Source organism: Bacillus cereus group sp. BfR-BA-01441 (genome assembly GCF_022663075.1).
Taxonomy (GTDB): Bacteria; Bacillota; Bacilli; order Bacillales; family Bacillaceae_G; genus Bacillus_A; species Bacillus_A cereus.
In genome coordinates this window covers 18,155-36,239 of record NZ_JAKUEU010000009.1, presented here as the reverse complement: position 1 = coordinate 36,239, position 18,085 = coordinate 18,155, and the positions used below count along the sequence as shown (strand labels likewise).

The following is an 18,085-nucleotide window of genomic DNA, read 5'->3' as shown; positions in this document are numbered from 1 at the left end:
TCATTATTGACGCTTTATAAATTTCGCTAAATCTTTAAATTTCACTTTATCTGAGTAATTCATTACGCCGTTTACGTAAATGCGGCTTGTAACAGCATTTAATACTGCAATTGTCGCCAATAAGACTGCTAATGTTATCGTAATTTCTAGCATACCTGCTTCACCAGCTACAATACGTGAGAAGGTAACCATCGGTGTAAAAAATGGAACGTAAGAACTTACAACAACGATAGTACTATTCGGATCACTTAATGATTTAATACTAATAAAGAATGCAGCCATAATTAAAATCATTACCGGGAAAGATACAGCTTGTAAATCCTCCGTCTTAGATACGACAGCTCCAGCAGCAGCATACATCATCGCATAAAGTAAATATCCCGTAATGAAATAAACAAGAAACATGCTGATAACTTTTGCATCTAATTTCGTAAAGTCAATTGGAATACCAAATAGTGAGGCACTTTCTAAATCGACCCAACCTAACAAATATGGAATAAGATAACCACACGCCAATACGACAAGTTGCAATAACGCCGTTGAAACAACCGCTAAAATTTTCGCATACATCATCGTAAGAGGCTTCACTTTCGGAAGCATTACTTCCATTACACGTGACGCCTTTTCAGATGCAATATTCATTGCGATTGTATTTCCGAACGCTACAATAAACATATATAAAGCAAATGTAAAGAAATAGGCAATTCCGAAAGAAGATGTACGATCTTTTATCGCTTCTTGCTTTACTTGAATTTCTGTTTGTAATTGCTGTGCAATTTCTGGTGAAACATTATTTTTGGCAATCGTCACCATCGTATATTGTTGCTTTAAATATCCTGCCATAATTGCAGAAGTTGCTTGGCTTGGAAATCCATTATACATATATGTAATCGATGGAGCCCCACCCTTTTCCGTCACATGGAATAGACCATCTAAATCGCCTTCTTCTACTTGCTTATGCAGTTTATCAAAATCATCCTTTGAACCAATTGTTATTTTTGCTGATGGCAATAGCTTATTTAGCTCATCTTTTTGTACTTTATATGTGGGACTCTCTACTACAACTGCAATTTTATCTTTATCCTTATTTTTATCATCGCCTGAAGTAAAATGATTAAATGCAAAAATCCCAAACACAACTAAAAATAAAATCGCACTCGTAATTAATGATTTCTTAGATAAAAACGCTTCCCTAAAATAAAATGAAAATACGTGAGAAAATTTACGCATCGTTATTTCGCCCTCTCTACAAAGATTTCGTTTAACGTCGGCTCTAACATTTTGAATTGTCGTAAGCTAACACCTTGCTCTTGCAACTGTTGCAAAATCTTGAGAGCTTCCGCATCGTCTTGTACTTTCACATAAAGAAGGCCTTGTTGTTTTTCATACGATACATGTATAGCTTCTAATCCCTTTTCATTCTCTACTGTATCTTCAATCGTTAAATTACGGAAACCGTATTCTTTCTTAATATCACTTAGCTGTCCTTTTACGACTGCTTCACCTTTTTTCAAAATACATACATGTTGGCAAAAAGCCTCTACTTGTTCCATACGATGACTTGATAAAATAATCGTCTTTCCGCTCTGTACTTGTTCTTCAATAATAATAGCTAACATCCCAGCATTAACTGGATCAAGGCCGCTGAATGGTTCATCTAGAATGAGAAGTTCCGGATTATGAAGAAGAGCAGCAATTAATTGGATTTTTTGCTGATTCCCTTTTGAAAGCTCTCCAGCCGTTTTAAATTTATATTCTGGTATCGCTAAACGCTCTAACCAGTGATCAATAGCGTGATCCACTTCTTTCTTCGACATTCCTTCTAATCTACCAAAATATCGCAGCTGATCTATTACTCTACTTTTTGTATATAAACCTCTTTCTTCTGGTAAATACCCAATTGTTACACCACTATTTCCAAATGCTTTTCCATCCCATGTAATCGAACCTTCATTAGGCGTTAATAATCCGAGAAGCATTTTGATTGTTGTTGTTTTCCCTGCACCATTTCGTCCAAGTAACCCTAGTACTTCACCTTTTGGTAACGAAATTTGCAAACCGTTAACTGCTTTTGATTCCCCAAATTGTTTCGTTAAGTTTTGAATTTGTAAACTCAAGTATAAAGCCTCCCCTTTAGTATCATTCGTACTCTCTTTCAAAGACTATGTTTATTCAAGACAAAATATAGCACCACGCTTCATCCTCTTATATGTAAACATCGTCATGAATCCATCATTTGTTCTATTTAGTTAAAATTGTAAATAACAAAGTTCTTTTTGTCAATTATAATTGTCATTACGACAATAAAACTTGTCAAAACAGCTATTATTATTTTGCTCATCTTTCTAATATAGGACATACTACTATATATACAAAAGACAATATGCAAATGTTCATATAAAAATATTATATTTTAATATATAATATAAAATGATTTTCTAACATCAAGGAGGATACATATGAAGATGAAGAGGGGCATTACCACTTTATTATCTGTAGCGGTTCTATCTACATCACTTGTAGCATGTTCAGGAACACCAGAGAAAACAGTGGCGAAAGAAGAGAAAGTAAAATTAACAGAACAACAATTAATGGCTGATTTATGGTATCAAACAGCCGGTGAAACGAAAGCACTTTACTACCAAGGGTACAACATTGGTCAATTAAAGCTTGATGCAATTCTTGCAAAAGGGACAGAGAAAAAACCTGCTATCGTGCTTGATTTAGACGAAACTGTTTTAGATAACAGTCCTCATCAGGCAATGAGCGTAAAAACAGGCAAAGGCTATCCTTACAAATGGGATGATTGGATTAACAAAGCTGAGGCTGAAGCCCTTCCAGGCGCAATTGATTTCTTAAAATATACAGAGTCTAAAGGTGTAGATATTTACTACATCTCAAATCGTAAAACGAATCAACTAGATGCAACAATTAAAAATCTTGAGCGTGTAGGTGCTCCTCAAGCAACGAAAGAACATATATTACTACAAGATCCGAAAGAAAAAGGAAAAGAAAAACGCCGTGAACTCGTTTCTCAAACCCATGATATTGTCTTATTCTTCGGTGATAACTTATCTGATTTCACAGGTTTTGATGGAAAATCTGTAAAAGATCGTAACCAAACAGTAGCAGATTCAAAAGCACAATTTGGTGAGAAATTCATTATTTTCCCGAATCCAATGTATGGCGATTGGGAAGGCGCTTTATATGATTATGATTTCAAAAAATCAGATGCAGAAAAAGATAAAATCCGTCGCGACAACTTAAAATCATTTGATGTAAAATAAAAGAGGATGGCATTCGCCATCCTCTTTTATTTTACTTTCTCTGTTAAAGGCAAGATAAATACTTCCACACGTCTATTCTTTGCCTTTCCTTCTTGTGTATCGTTTGGAGCAATTGAACGGTATTCTCCGTATCCAATCGCACTAAATTTTTCTGGTTGTAATTCTTTATTTTGCAGTAATACTTGCATAAAATTAACTGCCCGCTGCGTACTTAATTCCCAATTCGACGCAAACTGCGCATTGGCAATAGGGACATTATCCGTATGACCCGATACTGTAATTTCACGAGGTGACGCTGAAACAAGTAAGCTAGACATCTCTTTTGCAATCCCTAAAGATTCTAATTTCACATCTGCTTTCCCCGAATCAAACAGTATATTTTCTAATATTGTCACCATTAATCCCTTTTCAGTTAATTTAGTTTGAAAAGAAGAAGATAATTGTTTTTCATTAATATATTGATCAATCTTTTTTTGTAATGCTTTCAATTCATCCATCTCTTTTTTTTCTTTAGCTCTAGCTTCTTCTTGTTTTTTTGCTTGTTCTGCCTCAAGGCTACTTGCTGATAATTCTTTTTCATCATTTGGCTTTTGATCACTTAAAAATTCTTTGTTACCTGTTCCCCCAGCTAATTCACTTCGAAAAGCAACTGCCATCTGTTTAAACTTCGCAGCATCTATACTACTCATTGCGAATAAAACGATAAACAATGCAAATAACAACGTTAACATATCAGAATATGGGATTAACCACGTTTCATCGATATGCTCATCATGTTTTTTCTTTTTGCCTCTTCTATTTTTCTTACTCCGCATTTTTTTCTGCTCCTTTTTCTAGCTTTTTACGCTCAGTTGCAGAAAGTGCACCTAAAATGCGGTTCTTCATAATAAACGGATATGTACCTTCTTGTAACATTAATAAACAATCAATGATTAAACGTTTTTTCTCAATTTCAGCTGAAGATTTTTGCTTTAACTTATTTGCAAATGGATGCCATAATACATAACCTGAAAAAATACCAAAAATCGTTGCAATAAACGCACCCGAAATAGCATGACCTAACTTTTCAATATCAGTTAAGTTACCAAGCGCAGCTACAAGACCGATAACAGCACCTAAAACTCCTAATGTCGGTGCATACGTACCAGCTTGTGAAAAAATAGCAGCTCCCTTTGCATGTCTTTCTTCAATTGCTTCTAATTCAGATTCCAAAATCTGCTCTAAATCTTCTGCGGATACGCCATCAATCACAAATTTCATACCGCGCAAAAGAAATTCATCTTGAATTTTGTCTAATTGTTGCTCTAAAGACAAAATACCGTATTTTCTACTTTCAGATGTCCAATGAACAAATAATTCTAGCAACTGTTCATAACTTAAATCCTTTTTATTTGAACCAAAAAGAACTTTAAATAGTTTTGGAACCCTTTTTAGTTGATTCATCGGAAATGCAATACATACTGCAGCAAATGTACCGATAAAAATAATTAATGCTGCGGCAGGATTTAATAAGGCTGTTACGTCAGCGCCCTTGACGACCATCCCTACTACCACTGCTACAAATCCTAAAATAAGTCCAATAATTGTTGCAAAATCCATTCCCATTCACTCCTAGTCTATACAAGAAGTTCTTTATTCTCGATAATCGCTACATCTTCTTATGTATATATATTACATAAAAAATGCAAATCATGAAAGATAAGAAATGAATTATATAAAAAAATACTACAAATTCACACATTTTCTGACATTTTCTTTGCATTTCTATTACGTTATGACTCTTATATTCCTTTTCCAACAAACTAGATTTATAATAAAAAAAACAATACACATTTTCTGAAGAAGGGACTGTGATTACAAGGCATCATGAAAAAGATAATAATTATTTCTGCCACTACTATTGTAATCGGGATCACATCTTTCGCTTACTTTGGTTCTAAAACACCACTACATAATGAAGCAAAAGCTGTCGAAAGTCAAAAGCATAATAACCATAAAAAAGAAGAGATTCCTGCTTTTCCAAAAGCTGATCATAATGCAAAGAAAATAGACAATGACTTTTCAGTTGTAACAAATCCAAAATCTAATCTTGTCTTAATTAATAAACATCGAAAACTACCAGATGGATACATTCCTGAAGACTTAACGAGACCAAATGTACCATTTATTAGTCCAAAAGATAAAGAAAAAACATTGCTGCGCAAAGATGCTGCCGAGGCACTTGAAAACATGTTCAAAGCTGCGAAAAAAGAAGGGCTTGATCTTACAGCTGTATCTGGTTATCGTTCATACAAACGCCAAAAATCGTTGCATGATACATACGTTAGACGTCAAGGAAAAGCCGAAGCTAATTCGGTAAGCGCAATTCCTGGTACAAGTGAACACCAAACGGGTTTAGCAATGGATATTAGTTCAAAATCAGCTAAATTTCAATTAGAGCCTATCTTCGGAGAGACAGCAGAAGGAAAATGGGTCGCGGAACATGCTCATGAATTCGGCTTTGTCATTCGTTACTTAGAAGATAAAACAGATACAACAGAATATGCCTATGAACCATGGCACTTACGCTACGTTGGTAATCCATACGCTACATACCTATATAAACATCACTTAACATTAGAAGAAGCGATGGAAGACAAAAAATAAGAGAGCAAATTGCTCTCTTATTTTTCTTTCACTCTATTATTGTAGTAATTTCTTCTTCCATTCTTCAGGCCATGGTTCGCCTCTTCCTGTTTTTTTCGAAGCTTGAACCATCATTCCGCGACCTACTAAACAAACCTCTCCTGCTGCATTTTTCACCATATAATGTAAATCTAAAGAAGAATTCCCGACCGATCCTGCCTTTACATACACCTTCAGCTGTTCATCAAAATATATTTGCTTAATAAAATTACATTGTAAATCCGCAACAACGATCATCGTTTCTGATGATGCATGTGTCCACTCTTGCATAAATCCAAGTTCTTTAAACAACGCAATACGAGCTTCTTCAAAATAAGTAAAAGCAACGACATTATTTACATGTCCAAACATATCTACTTCACCAAAACGAACCTTTACAAGGTTGTAAAACGAAAAACCACTTTCCCATTGCTCAAAGTCTTCAATATAAGAAATCCTCTTCATTGTTATCTCTCCTTTTCACCTTGAAATAAACAGAATAAACAGAAAAATATAGTTATAAATATTGCCTCTTCGATATGAAGAGGCAATATTTATTAATAGTTATTATCGCTACCAAAGAAATCTTTGAACGATTGAATTGTTGTATCACGGTTTAATGCCGCAATTGAAGTTGTTAAAGGAATACCCTTCGGACATGATTGCACACAGTTTTGAGAGTTACCACAGTTTGCTAGTCCTCCATCTCCCATAATTGCACGTAAGCGATCTGCTTTATGCATTTCACCCGTTGGATGTGAGTTGAATAAGCGAGCTTGTGATAACGGTGCTGGTCCAATAAAGTCAGACTTACTGTTTACGTTTGGACATGATTCTAAGCAAACACCACATGTCATACATTTTGAAAGCTCATAAGCCCATTGACGCTTTTTCTCAGGCATTCTTGGTCCTGGACCTAGGTCATACGTACCATCAATTGGAATCCACGCTTTAACGCGTTTTAGAGCATTAAACATGCGACTACGATCAACTTGTAAGTCACGTACAACCGGGAATGTCTTCATCGGTTTTAAGCGAATTGGTTGCTCTAATTGATCAATAAGTGCCGTACATGATTGACGTGGTTTTCCGTTAATCACCATCGAACATGCACCACATACTTCCTCTAAGCAGTTCATATCCCATGCAATCGGAGTTGTTTGGTTCCCTTTTGAATCAACAGGATTACGACGGATTTCCATAAGTGCTGAGATAATATTCATATTCGGACGATATGGAATTTCAAACTCTTGGTCAAACGCTTGCGCATCTGGCCCGTCTTGTCTCGTAATGATGAGGCGGATTGTTTTCTCAGACATGTTGTTTATCCCCCTTCTCTTCACCCTTAGCAGCTACATCGTGTTTTGAAGAATAATCACGTTTACGCGGTTTAATTAACGAAATATCAACGTCCTCGTAATGGAATGCTGGTGCATTTCCTTCTCCCTCAAATTTTGCCATCGTAGTTTTTAAGAAGTTTGCATCATCACGATTTGGGAATTCAGGTTTGTAATGCGCCCCACGGCTCTCATTACGGTTATATGCGCCAATTGTAATAACACGTGCTAACTCAAACATATTTGCAAGTTGGCGTGTAAATGAAGCACCTTGGTTACTCCATCTTGCTGTATCGTTAATGTTAATACGTTTGTAACGAGCCATTAATTCTTCAATTTTCGCATCTGTTTCTAATAATTTTTTATTTTCACGAACTACTGTAACGTTATCTGTCATCCATTCTCCAAGCTCTTTATGAAGAACATACGCATTTTCGTTACCATCCATCGTTAAAATATTGTTAAATTTCTCTGTTTCGATTAATTCATTTTGCTCATATACAGTAGATGAAACAGCATCAGATGATTTAGAAAGACCTTTCATATACTCAATTGCGTTTGGTCCTGCTACCATACCACCATAAATTGCTGATAATAGTGAGTTCGCACCAAGACGGTTACCACCGTGCATAGAATAATCACACTCACCTGCTGCAAATAAACCTGGAATATTTGTCATCTGTTTATAATCAACCCATAGTCCGCCCATTGAATAGTGAACAGCTGGGAAGATTTTCATCGGTAGTTTACGAGGATCATCCCCTGTAAATTTCTCATAGATTTCAATAATTCCACCTAGTTTAATATCTAGTTCTTTTGGATCTTTATGAGAAAGATCTAAGTACACCATGTTTTCACCGTTAATACCTAGTTTTTGCTCTACGCAAACATCAAAGATTTCACGCGTTGCGATGTCACGAGGTACAAGGTTTCCGTAAGCCGGATATTTTTCTTCTAAGAAGTACCATGGTTTACCATCTTTATATGTCCAAACACGTCCACCTTCACCACGTGCAGATTCACTCATAAGACGTAATTTATCGTCTCCAGGAATTGCCGTTGGGTGAATTTGAATGAACTCACCGTTTGCATAATATGCGCCTTGTTGATATACAGCAGAAGCTGCTGTACCTGTATTGATAATGGAGTTTGTTGATTTTCCGAAAATGATACCAGGGCCCCCTGTTGCCATAATCACGGCATCTGCTCCGAAACTTCTAATCTCCATAGTTTGTAAGTCTTGTGCAACGATTCCTCGGCACACACCTTCATCATCAACAACAGCTCGTAAGAAATCCCAACCTTCATATTTCGTTACAAGTCCTGCTACTTCGTGACGACGTACTTGCTCATCTAATGCGTAAAGTAATTGCTGTCCAGTTGTTGCACCAGCAAATGCTGTACGGTGATGTTGCGTTCCACCAAATCGACGGAAATCAAGAAGTCCTTCTTCCGTACGGTTGAACATAACACCCATACGGTCCATTAAATGAATGATACCAGGTGCTGCTTCACACATTGCTTTAACTGGTGGTTGGTTCGCTAAGAAGTCCCCACCATAAATTGTATCGTCAAAGTGGATCCATGGAGAATCCCCTTCACCTTTCGTATTTACGGCACCGTTAATTCCGCCCTGAGCACATACAGAATGTGAACGTTTTACTGGTACTAAAGAAAACAGTTCAACATTTACTCCTGCTTCTGCCGCTTTAATCGTTGCCATTAAGCCAGCCAAGCCACCGCCGACTACTATAAGTTTCCCTTTCATGCTCTCCCACTCCTTACTGGTTTGCTAGCTGTGGATCGATGAACGCTAATAATGCACTCACACCTACATAAGATAAACCTAAGAAAATAGCTAATGTTACATAAGTAGAGATTCTTTGTGAACGTGGAGATACTGTAATTCCCCAGCTGATGCAGAATGTCCATAGTCCATTTGCAAAGTGGAAAATTGTTGAAACAACACCAACTAAGTAGAATGCAAACATAGCTGGATTGTTTAAAATATCTGCCATCATATCATAGTTTACCTCTTTACCTAACATTGCTTGAATACGAGTTTCCCAGACGTGCCAAGAAATGAAGATCAGCGTAACGATACCTGAAATTCTTTGGAAGACGAACATCCAGTTACGGAAATAACCGTAAGAAACCGCATTGTTCTTAGCTGTAAATGCAATATATAAGCCATATATAGCATGGTACAGTATCGGTAAAAAGATGATGAAAATTTCTAGCGCATACCGGAATGGAAGGAGCTCCATAAAGCCTGCAGCTTTGTTAAAAGCCTCTGCTCCTCGTGTTGCAAAGTTGTTTACAATTAAATGTTGCGTCAAAAAGACACCAACCGGGATGACCCCCATTAATGAGTGCCACTTACGAAACGTATACTCGCGGCCTTTCATGTCCCCATTACCCCCCTTGAATGTTTGACTGCTGTTTTCAGATTAGTTTATGACAATAATGTTTTTTCACTATTGGCATAAGAAAAACTGAAAAAATTATTCGAAATATTTCAGCATAATTTGATACCAAGTTCATTTTACTCCTATTTTTGTCGAAGCGTCAAGAAAACGTATACATAATTTGCATATAATTTGCCAATTCTTTTTTTCTTCTTATATATTCAGATTTTCCTAAAGAAAAATCTGTTTTTATAAATGTGAAATGTTATATAATAATCCCTATAGAAAGAGGGGAATATTGTGAGTAAAAATACAATCGATACAACATCTTTAGAAGATGTTTCATTGAACGCCTTCGCTTATGAATTGCTACGTGAAGAATTACTACCTGATTTAATCGGCAACGATTTAGATGGTATTTTATACTGGTCTGGTAGAAACCTTGCAAGAAAATATCCGCTAGAAACAATTGAAGAAGTCATTCAGTTCTTTGAAAAGGCTGGCTGGGGCACTTTAAGCATTGTTGAACATAAGCGTCGTGAAATGCAGTTCCAACTTAAAGGCACACTCATCGCAGAACGTCAAAAACAAAAACGACATTCTTCTTATCAACTAGAAGCCGGATTCATCGCTGAACAAATCCAAAAGCAACGGAACGTCGTTGCAGAGTCATACGAAGAAAAGAAAAAACGTTCTGACTCTATTACATTTCTTGTAAAATGGGATATAAAAGATCTCATTGAAGTGTAAGCATTACCTACAGTCAACTAGACATATCAGTTTAGTTGACTTTTTTGTATTTTCATTCAGATGAGTTTATTTTAAATCTTCAGAAATTATATCAAAAAACAGAAGACGTTGTAAACTACAACGTCTTCTTATCTGTTAAATACGTATAAATCGTCTCCGCGACATTTTTCGGCATACCCGCTTCGACAAATTCCTCTATAGAAGCTTCTTTCATCTTCTTTAATGAACCAAAATGTTTTAACAATACCTTTTTCCGTTTATCACCGATTCCTGGAATATCATCCAATGCTGATTGAATGACAGATTTCCCATGTAATTGACGATGGAATGTAATCGCAAATCGATGCACCTCATCTTGAATACGCTGCAATAAATAAAATTCTTGGCTATTTCTCTCAAGCATCACAGGTTCCGGTGGATCCCCAATAATTAAATGGGAGGTTTTATGTTTATCATCTTTTACAAGACCTGCCATCGGAATATATAATCCGAGCTCATTCTCTAAAATATCACTTGCAGCCGCTAGATGGCCTTTTCCTCCATCAATAATAATCAAATCAGGTAAAGGTGAATTTTCTTTAAGCGCCCTTGTATAACGGCGCCTCACAACTTCTCTCATAGACTCATAATCATCTGGCCCTTGAACCGTTTTAATTTTATATTTTCGATACTCTTTCTTCGCCGGTTTCCCATCGATAAAAGCAATCATTGCAGAAACGGGATTTGTTCCTTGAATATTTGAGTTATCAAACGCTTCAATACGATACGGCGTTTCAATCCCAAGCTGCTTCCCTAAATGATCTACCGCTTTAATCGTTCGTTCTTCATCACGTTCAATTAAGTAAAACTTCTCTTCAAGAGCAATCTTCGCATTTTTATTTGCCAATTCTACAAGGTCTTTTTTCTTACCACGTTTCGGCTGCGTCGCTTCCACTTCTAAAAAGCGCTCTACTAATTCCGAGTCTATACTTCCTGGAACGACAATTTCCTTCGGCTTAAAATGACTACTGTTTTCATAAAATTGGCCGATAAACGTTAAAAAACCCTCTTCTGGTTCATCGTAAATTGGAAACATAGAAACATCACGTTCAATTAGCTTTCCTTTTCGAACGAAGAAAACTTGAACACACATCCATCCTTTATCCACTGCATATCCAAACACATCACGATCTACTAAGTCACTCATAATCATCTTTTGTTTTTCCATAATCGCATCAATATGAGCAATTTGATCACGCAACTCTTTTGCACGTTCAAACTCTAGTTTCTCTGAGGCCTCATACATTTTTATTTCTAGTTCTGAACGAACTTCTTTATGTCCACCATTTAAAAACTTAATAATTTCATCTACAATTTCTTTATTTTGTTCTTCCGTCACTTCTTTCACACAAGGCGCTAAACATTGACCCATATGATAATACAAACAAACTTTATCTGGCATATTCGTGCATTTCCGAAGTGGATACATACGATCTAGCAGTTTTTTCGTTTCATGAGCAGATTGTGCATTTGGATAAGGACCAAAATATTTCCCTTTATCCTTTTTTACGTTTCGAGTAATGAGTAAGCGCGGTTGCTTCTCCGCCGTAATTTTAATAAAAGGATATGTTTTATCATCTTTTAATTGAATATTATATTTCGGATCATATTTTTTAATTAGATTTAACTCTAAAATAAGTGCTTCTAAATTCGAAGAGGTTACAATATATTCAAAATCAACAATTTCTCCTACAAGCCGCAGTGTTTTCCCATCATGTGAACCAGTAAAGTACGAGCGCACACGATTTTTAAGCACTTTTGCCTTTCCGACATATATAACCGTTCCTTGCTTATCTTTCATCAAATAACAACCAGGTTGATCTGGTAAAATAGCCAACTTCTCTTTCAAATGTTCGTGCACTCGTCTCCCTCCATTTCTACATACTTAGCATTTTTATTTTCCCTTGAAAACATACTATGCCCAAACACCCAACATACGTTCTTTTATTGTAACGGAAAGACTGTAAAAAAGAAAATAAAAAAAGCTACCAAATGGTAGCTTTTTTTATTTTAGAAGTGTTTAGAAACTAATTCTACTAACGCTTCTTTCGGTTTGTAACCTAACGCTTGATCAACTACTTTACCGTCTTTTAATACGAAAAGAGCTGGAATGCTCATTACTTCGAATTGACGAGCAGTTTCTTGGTTTTCATCAACGTCTACTTTTACTACTTTTACTTTTTCGCCTAGTTCTGCATCAATTTCCTCTAATACAGGAGCGATCATTTTACAAGGTCCACACCAAGGTGCCCAGAAATCTAATAATACAACACCTTCGCTAGTTTCTGCTGCGAAGCTTTGGTCATTTGCGTTTACAATTGCCATTTTATTTCCTCCTTCAAGTATATTCTACCAAGAGTATATCATTAACTTATATACGTGGCGAATAATATGTATCGTTATGTATTGTAACAAAAAAATGTTCCTTTATACTATATAAAAATACGGATTAAATACTAAAAAGATGAGAGACAGGGGATCTCTCACCTTTTTCTATATATAGGGGTACTTCACTTGGAACTCAAGGGTACTTAAATCATGAATGTACTTTTAACTTTTTAAACTCTTCTGTTAAAAGAGGTACAACTTCGAATAAGTCACCGACAATACCATAGTCAGCTACTTTAAAGATACTTGCTTCTGGATCTTTATTAATCGCAACGATTATTTTTGAGTTAGACATACCTGCTAAATGCTGAATCGCACCAGAAATACCACATGCAATGTATAAGTCTGGCGTAACAACTTTACCAGTTTGACCAATTTGTAATGAGTAATCACAGTATTCAGCGTCACAAGCACCACGAGATGCCCCAACAGCGCCGCCTAGTACGTCTGCTAACTCTTTTAATGGCTTAAAGCCTTCTTCACTCTTCACACCACGTCCGCCAGCGATAATAACTTTTGCTTCAGAAAGATCCACACCTTCTGCTGTTTTACGGACAACATCTTGAATGATTGTACGTAAATCTTTCACATCAACTGTAATAGAAGATACGTCACCGCTGCGAGACTCATCTTTTTCCAGAGTTGCAATGTTATTTGGACGCACTGTCGCAAATAAGATGCCGTCTGTTACAATCTTCTTCTCGAATGCTTTACCAGAGTAAATTGGACGAGTGAAGATAACATTTCCACCTTCAACCTCTAAAGCAGTTACGTCAGAAACTAAACCAGCTTCAAGCTTCGCTGCTAATTTTGGTGATAAATCTTTACCAAGTGCTGTATGTCCAAAAACGATACCTTCTGGATTTTCTTCAGCATGTACAGCTAAAAACGCTTGTGCATAACCATCAGATGTATATGATTTTAATTTATCATTTTCAACTGTCACAACGCGATCTGCACCGTAATGAATCAATTCATTTGCAAAAGAGGCAACGCTGTCTCCAATTAGAAGACCTACTACTTCACCGCCTTCTGCAATTGTTTTTGCTGCTGCTACCGCTTCAAAAGAAACGTTACGTAGCGATCCATCACGAACTTCACCCATTACTAATACTTTACGAGCCATAGATTTTCCCTCCTGCATATATAATTTCGTATTTTATTAGATTACTTTCGCTTCTGTATGGAGCAACGATACAAGTTCTTTTACTTGATCTTGCAGCTCGCCTTGTAACACTTTTCCTGCATCTTTCTTAGGAGGCAAATAGATTTCAATTGTTTTTGTCTTTGCTTCCACATCATCTTCTTCTAAATCTAAATCATCTAATTCTAATTCTTCTAGCGGCTTTTTCTTCGCTTTCATAATACCTGGAAGCGATGGATAACGCGGTTCATTTAAACCTTGCTGTGCTGTTACTAAAACTGGTAATGAAGTTGCAATCACTTCTGTATCACCTTCAACATCACGCTCAATCTTCACATTTGTACCGTCAATTTCAAGTTTTGTAATTGTCGTTACATACGGAATATTTAACGCTTCAGCTACGCGTGGTCCTACTTGTCCAGATGCACCATCAATTGCAACGTTTCCGCCTAAAATTAAATCTGCATCTTTATCTTTTAAATATTCAGCAAGCACTTTTGCTGTCGTGAACTGGTCACCATTTTCTACATCATCTTCAATATTAATTAATACAGCTTTATCACAGCCCATTGCTAATGCAGTACGAAGTTCTTTCTCACTATCTTCGCCACCGACTGTTACAACTGTAACTTCTCCACCTTGTGCGTCTCTTACTTGAATTGCTTCTTCAATTGCATATTCATCGTAAGGGTTGATGATGAATTCCGCTTCGCCATCGTAAATTGCACCGTTTTTAATTACGATTTTTTCTTCTGTATCAAATGTTCGTTTCATGAGTACGTAGATGTTCATTCCATTTACCCCCTTGTTTTTCAGAAAGATTCTATCAATTTTAATTTTCTGTTAATTTATATTAAAAAAATAATTGAACTACCTGCCACTAAATGAAGGTTTACGCTTTTCTAAAAATGCAGCTACACCTTCTCTTCCATCTTCACTCGTAAATACTTCACCAAAAATCTGTGATTCACGTTGTACACCTTCATAGTAATGAGACGATTTTGTCGTTTGCAATAACTCTAGTACAGCACGAGTTGTTGCTGGACTTTTTCCAGCAATTTGTTTTGCAACTTTAAGCGTATCATCTAAAAGAGATTCTTCAGAGAACAATCCGTTAACAAGTCCCCACTTTAATGCTTCTGCACCAGTAATTGGTGTACTTGTTAACATCATTTCACAAGCTTTCGCTTTCCCAACATAACGTGGTAAGCGCTGTGTACCTGCAAAGCCAGGAATTAATCCAAGTGTTAATTCAGGTAAACCAAGTTTTGCACTTTCAGTTGTAAAGCGCATGTGGCAAGACATAGCAAACTCAAGGCCGCCGCCCAGTGCCGCTCCATGAATTGCCGCAATAACTGGTTTTGAACATTTTTCAACACGCTCAAACGTAACTTGTCCAAGCTGTGCTAATTCTGTTGCTTGCTTCGCTTCAGTAACAGATGTAAATTCTTTAATATCTGCTCCCGCTGAGAAGAAACGTCCTTCACCGTGAATAACAACAACGCGAATGTTATCATCCTTTTCCACTTGATCAATTAATTCAGTAACATCATGCATAACTTGTGAAGACATCGCATTCGCTGGTGCGTGATTTAATGTCGCCACCGCGATATGATCTTCAACTCTTACAGATAGGAATTTCAACATGATCCCTCCCATTATTGACGATAACCACAAGCTGCAATAAGTAGCCCGTGTACCGTTTTTGAAAGTGCGACCAGATCATACTTATGATCGCTCATTACCCAATTGGTCACAACTTCATCTACTGTTCCAAAGATCATTTGTCTTGCCACGCGAACATTTAAATCTGCTTGAAATTCACCTTGTTTTATACCAGTCTCTAAAATCTCATCCATAACTTGTAAGTAGCCTTTTAATACTTCATTTATTTTAAGGCGCAAGTCTTGATTGGACTGCCTTAGCTCTAATTGCGTAACGATAGCAAGAGGATCATTTTGCGACAACAGCAAGAAGTGCGTTTCTACCAACATGAATAACTTCGATACAGCGCTTTCAATTCCTGCTGTTTTTTGACGAATTGTTTCGACAAATTCTCCCATCTTCTCTTGGAATAAGGATATTAATATATCTTCTTTATTTTTAAAATATAAATAAATCGTGCCATCAGCTACCCCAGCTTGCTTTGCGATTTTAGAAACTTGCGCTTGGTGGTACCCATTCTCCGCAATCACAATGACTGCCGCATCAATAATTTGATTGTATTTCGGTCTATTTTTCTTCACTTTACTGTCCCCTTCAAGAAGATGACTGAATGAATAGCCATTCATATTCTTATAATACTGACTATTTAGAAAAGTGTCAATCCTATTTTTTCAAAAAGAAAGGGCCTTAGCCCGTTTGCTCATCCTCATTCTTTCTCTTCTCTTCATCTATTAGAACACGGCGTAAAATTTTCCCTACTGTCGTTTTTGGCAATTCATCTCTAAACTCATATACTTTCGGCACTTTATAAGCCGCTAAATATTTACGTGCAAACTGATTTAATTCTTCCTCAGAGCACTCCGTACCTTCTTTTAACACAACAAATGCTTTAACCGTCTCTCCTCGGTACGGATCTGGAACTCCAATTGTCACTACTTCTTGCACTTTTTCATGCTCATATAATACTTCTTCAACTTCACGAGGATACACATTAAATCCACTCGCGACAATCATATCTTTCTTGCGATCTTTTACATAGAAGAATCCATCTTCATCCATGTAGCCAACATCACCTGTATGGAGCCAGCCATCTTGCAATACAGCCGCTGTTTCCTCTGGCTTATTCCAATATCCTTTCATAATTTGAGGGCCTTTCACTACAATTTCACCTATTTCTCCTGGCGGTAATGCCTCACCAGTTTCAAGCGACATAATGATTGCTTCTGTATCTGGCCACGGAACTCCGATGCTACCTGGCACTCGCTTTTCCCATAAAAAATTACTATGTGTAACCGGAGAGGATTCTGTTAAACCATATCCCTCTACTAGTTTACCACCTGTAACTTTTTCGAACTTTTCCTGTACTTCTACTGGCAGTGGTGCTGATCCACTAATACAAGCACGAATAGAAGAAATATCGTATTCTTTTAAAAGCGGACTATTTAAAAGAGCGATATAAATAGTTGGTGCCCCTGGAAACAATGTCACTTTATGCTTCTTAATCGCTTCAAAAACCATTTTCATATCAAACTTTGGAATAAGGACCATTTTGTATCCTTGCATAATACTTAAATTCATAACAGCTGTCATACCATAAACATGGAAAAATGGAAGAACCCCAAGAACGACTTCTTCTCCTTCTTTGCAATTATATAACCATTGAACTCCCATTAACGTGTTAGAGACGAGGTTTTTATGCGTTAACATAACTCCTTTCGGAAATCCGGTTGTTCCTCCTGTGTACTGTAAAAGAGCTAGATCATTTTCAGGATCACAAGGCACCTCAACATTCGTATTCACTTCTTTTTCTACTGAATTCCAAAGATGAATCGTTTCACTCTCTGATACTTTCACAACTAAATTCGACTGTTTTTTCTGCACAAATGGATACAATAGATTTTTAGGGAATGGTAAAAAGTCTGCAATACGAGTTACGATAATATGCTCAATTTTTGTAGCAGATTGAACATTCGTTACTCTTGGAAACACTAAATCGAGACAAAGAATTACTTTTGCTCCCGAGTCATGAAGCTGATATTCTAATTCCCTTTCTGTATACAGTGGATTGGTTTGTACTACGATACCTCCCGCAAGTAATGTACCGTAATAACCAATTACAGCTTGCGGACAATTCGGCAACATAATAGCAACTCGATCACCCTTTTCCACACCGAGCTTTTGAAGATAATTTGCAAACCGCTTCACCTTATCATGGAAGTCCGAAAACGTAATATCCTTCCCTAAAAAGTGAAGCGCTTTCTTTTCTGGGTAGCGAGAAGCCATCTGTTCTACATATCTATGAAGCGGCTGAATATCATAAGAAACCGTACTCGGAATTTCCTCTGGATAACTTTTCAACCATGGTTTTTCCACCTTCATTCCCCCTTCAAATACATAAAAAAT

The 18,085-nt window shown here is 36.8% G+C and carries 18 protein-coding genes; 3 read left to right on the top strand and 15 right to left on the bottom strand.

Features of this window, described 5'->3' with window-relative positions:
* Window positions 1-3 precede the first annotated feature (3 nt).
* Both MR107_RS06290 and MR107_RS06285 read right to left on the bottom strand, forming a co-directional pair.
* The gene (locus MR107_RS06290; RefSeq protein WP_001224970.1) at window positions 4-1,230 is read right to left on the bottom strand and encodes an ABC transporter permease; all 1,227 of its coding nucleotides are present in this window, start codon (window positions 1,228-1,230) and stop codon (window positions 4-6) included.
* Between the two features lie 2 nt (window positions 1,231-1,232).
* Window positions 1,233-2,117: an ABC transporter ATP-binding protein gene (locus tag MR107_RS06285; protein WP_000058115.1), complete on the bottom strand. Its 885-nt coding sequence runs from the start codon at window positions 2,115-2,117 to the stop codon at window positions 1,233-1,235.
* 342 nt (window positions 2,118-2,459) lie between these two features.
* On the opposite strand from MR107_RS06285, the gene MR107_RS06280 reads away from it, so the two are divergent.
* A complete protein-coding gene (locus MR107_RS06280) occupies window positions 2,460-3,287 on the top strand; it encodes a 5'-nucleotidase, lipoprotein e(P4) family (protein WP_000782767.1) in 828 nt (275 codons plus the stop codon).
* Between the two features lie 26 nt (window positions 3,288-3,313).
* Here MR107_RS06280 and motB read toward each other — a convergent pair whose 3' ends face one another.
* Entirely contained in the window at window positions 3,314-4,102 is a 789-nt protein-coding gene (gene motB / locus MR107_RS06275) for a flagellar motor protein MotB (protein ID WP_001256734.1), read from the bottom strand.
* Complete coding sequence (gene motA / locus MR107_RS06270; RefSeq protein ID WP_000344859.1) at window positions 4,092-4,886, bottom strand: flagellar motor stator protein MotA; 795 nt, start codon at window positions 4,884-4,886, stop codon at window positions 4,092-4,094. Before motA ends, motB begins: the two co-directional genes overlap by 11 nt.
* Window positions 4,887-5,153: 267 nt before the next feature.
* Here motA and MR107_RS06265 point away from each other — a divergent pair, with 267 nt between their 5' ends.
* Entirely contained in the window at window positions 5,154-5,933 is a 780-nt protein-coding gene (locus tag MR107_RS06265) for a M15 family metallopeptidase (protein WP_000720201.1), read from the top strand.
* A gap of 36 nt (window positions 5,934-5,969) precedes the next feature.
* Here MR107_RS06265 and MR107_RS06260 read toward each other — a convergent pair whose 3' ends face one another.
* From MR107_RS06260 to sdhC, 4 genes are all read right to left on the bottom strand, one after another.
* Window positions 5,970-6,416, bottom strand: coding sequence for an acyl-CoA thioesterase (locus MR107_RS06260; RefSeq protein ID WP_000822730.1), 447 nt, complete (start codon window positions 6,414-6,416; stop codon window positions 5,970-5,972).
* A gap of 92 nt (window positions 6,417-6,508) precedes the next feature.
* A complete protein-coding gene (gene sdhB, locus MR107_RS06255; protein ID WP_001291827.1) occupies window positions 6,509-7,270 on the bottom strand; it encodes a succinate dehydrogenase iron-sulfur subunit in 762 nt (253 codons plus the stop codon).
* Window positions 7,263-9,056 (bottom strand): succinate dehydrogenase flavoprotein subunit, encoded by a 1,794-nt coding sequence (sdhA, locus tag MR107_RS06250; RefSeq protein WP_000676750.1) that lies wholly within the window; start codon window positions 9,054-9,056, stop codon window positions 7,263-7,265. The genes sdhB and sdhA overlap by 8 nt, the downstream gene beginning before the upstream one ends.
* Before the next feature lie 13 nt (window positions 9,057-9,069).
* Window positions 9,070-9,696: a succinate dehydrogenase cytochrome B558 gene (gene sdhC / locus MR107_RS06245; RefSeq protein ID WP_000678354.1), complete on the bottom strand. Its 627-nt coding sequence runs from the start codon at window positions 9,694-9,696 to the stop codon at window positions 9,070-9,072.
* Between the two features lie 300 nt (window positions 9,697-9,996).
* On the opposite strand from sdhC, the gene MR107_RS06240 reads away from it, so the two are divergent.
* On the top strand, window positions 9,997-10,446 hold the full coding sequence (locus MR107_RS06240) for a YslB family protein (protein WP_000042226.1): 450 nt from the start codon (window positions 9,997-9,999) through the stop codon (window positions 10,444-10,446).
* Window positions 10,447-10,561: 115 nt separating this feature from the next.
* Here MR107_RS06240 and uvrC read toward each other — a convergent pair whose 3' ends face one another.
* From uvrC to MR107_RS06205, 7 genes are all read right to left on the bottom strand, one after another.
* The gene (gene uvrC, locus MR107_RS06235) at window positions 10,562-12,346 is read right to left on the bottom strand and encodes an excinuclease ABC subunit C (protein WP_000544296.1); all 1,785 of its coding nucleotides are present in this window, start codon (window positions 12,344-12,346) and stop codon (window positions 10,562-10,564) included.
* Window positions 12,347-12,495: 149 nt separating this feature from the next.
* Complete coding sequence (trxA, locus tag MR107_RS06230; RefSeq protein WP_001018943.1) at window positions 12,496-12,810, bottom strand: thioredoxin; 315 nt, start codon at window positions 12,808-12,810, stop codon at window positions 12,496-12,498.
* A gap of 211 nt (window positions 12,811-13,021) precedes the next feature.
* On the bottom strand, window positions 13,022-13,999 hold the full coding sequence (gene etfA / locus MR107_RS06225; RefSeq protein ID WP_000101945.1) for an electron transfer flavoprotein subunit alpha: 978 nt from the start codon (window positions 13,997-13,999) through the stop codon (window positions 13,022-13,024).
* A 36-nt stretch (window positions 14,000-14,035) separates the two neighbouring features.
* Entirely contained in the window at window positions 14,036-14,809 is a 774-nt protein-coding gene (etfB, locus tag MR107_RS06220; protein ID WP_001029028.1) for an electron transfer flavoprotein subunit beta, read from the bottom strand.
* Window positions 14,810-14,887: 78 nt separating this feature from the next.
* The gene (locus MR107_RS06215; RefSeq protein ID WP_088345808.1) at window positions 14,888-15,664 is read right to left on the bottom strand and encodes an enoyl-CoA hydratase; all 777 of its coding nucleotides are present in this window, start codon (window positions 15,662-15,664) and stop codon (window positions 14,888-14,890) included.
* Between the two features lie 11 nt (window positions 15,665-15,675).
* A complete protein-coding gene (locus tag MR107_RS06210) occupies window positions 15,676-16,263 on the bottom strand; it encodes a TetR/AcrR family transcriptional regulator (RefSeq protein ID WP_000742223.1) in 588 nt (195 codons plus the stop codon).
* Window positions 16,264-16,369: 106 nt separating this feature from the next.
* Complete coding sequence (locus MR107_RS06205) at window positions 16,370-18,055, bottom strand: long-chain-fatty-acid--CoA ligase (RefSeq protein ID WP_000414746.1); 1,686 nt, start codon at window positions 18,053-18,055, stop codon at window positions 16,370-16,372.
* Window positions 18,056-18,085 lie beyond the last annotated feature (30 nt).

What these genes read in the sequence shown, in the direction of transcription:
- MR107_RS06290 (WP_001224970.1), bottom strand. Translation starts at nt 1,230, where the DNA reads ATGCGTAAATTTTCTCACGTATTTTCATTTTATTTTAGGGAAGCGTTT.
- MR107_RS06280 (WP_000782767.1), top strand. Translation starts at nt 2,460, where the DNA reads ATGAAGATGAAGAGGGGCATTACCACTTTATTATCTGTAGCGGTTCTA.
- motB (WP_001256734.1), bottom strand. Translation starts at nt 4,102, where the DNA reads ATGCGGAGTAAGAAAAATAGAAGAGGCAAAAAGAAAAAACATGATGAG.
- motA (WP_000344859.1), bottom strand. Translation starts at nt 4,886, where the DNA reads ATGGATTTTGCAACAATTATTGGACTTATTTTAGGATTTGTAGCAGTG.
- MR107_RS06265 (WP_000720201.1), top strand. Translation starts at nt 5,154, where the DNA reads ATGAAAAAGATAATAATTATTTCTGCCACTACTATTGTAATCGGGATC.
- MR107_RS06260 (WP_000822730.1), bottom strand. Translation starts at nt 6,416, where the DNA reads ATGAAGAGGATTTCTTATATTGAAGACTTTGAGCAATGGGAAAGTGGT.
- sdhB (WP_001291827.1), bottom strand. Translation starts at nt 7,270, where the DNA reads ATGTCTGAGAAAACAATCCGCCTCATCATTACGAGACAAGACGGGCCA.
- sdhA (WP_000676750.1), bottom strand. Translation starts at nt 9,056, where the DNA reads ATGAAAGGGAAACTTATAGTAGTCGGCGGTGGCTTGGCTGGCTTAATG.
- sdhC (WP_000678354.1), bottom strand. Translation starts at nt 9,696, where the DNA reads ATGAAAGGCCGCGAGTATACGTTTCGTAAGTGGCACTCATTAATGGGG.
- trxA (WP_001018943.1), bottom strand. Translation starts at nt 12,810, where the DNA reads ATGGCAATTGTAAACGCAAATGACCAAAGCTTCGCAGCAGAAACTAGC.
- etfA (WP_000101945.1), bottom strand. Translation starts at nt 13,999, where the DNA reads ATGGCTCGTAAAGTATTAGTAATGGGTGAAGTTCGTGATGGATCGCTA.
- etfB (WP_001029028.1), bottom strand. Translation starts at nt 14,809, where the DNA reads ATGAACATCTACGTACTCATGAAACGAACATTTGATACAGAAGAAAAA.
- MR107_RS06215 (WP_088345808.1), bottom strand. Translation starts at nt 15,664, where the DNA reads ATGTTGAAATTCCTATCTGTAAGAGTTGAAGATCATATCGCGGTGGCG.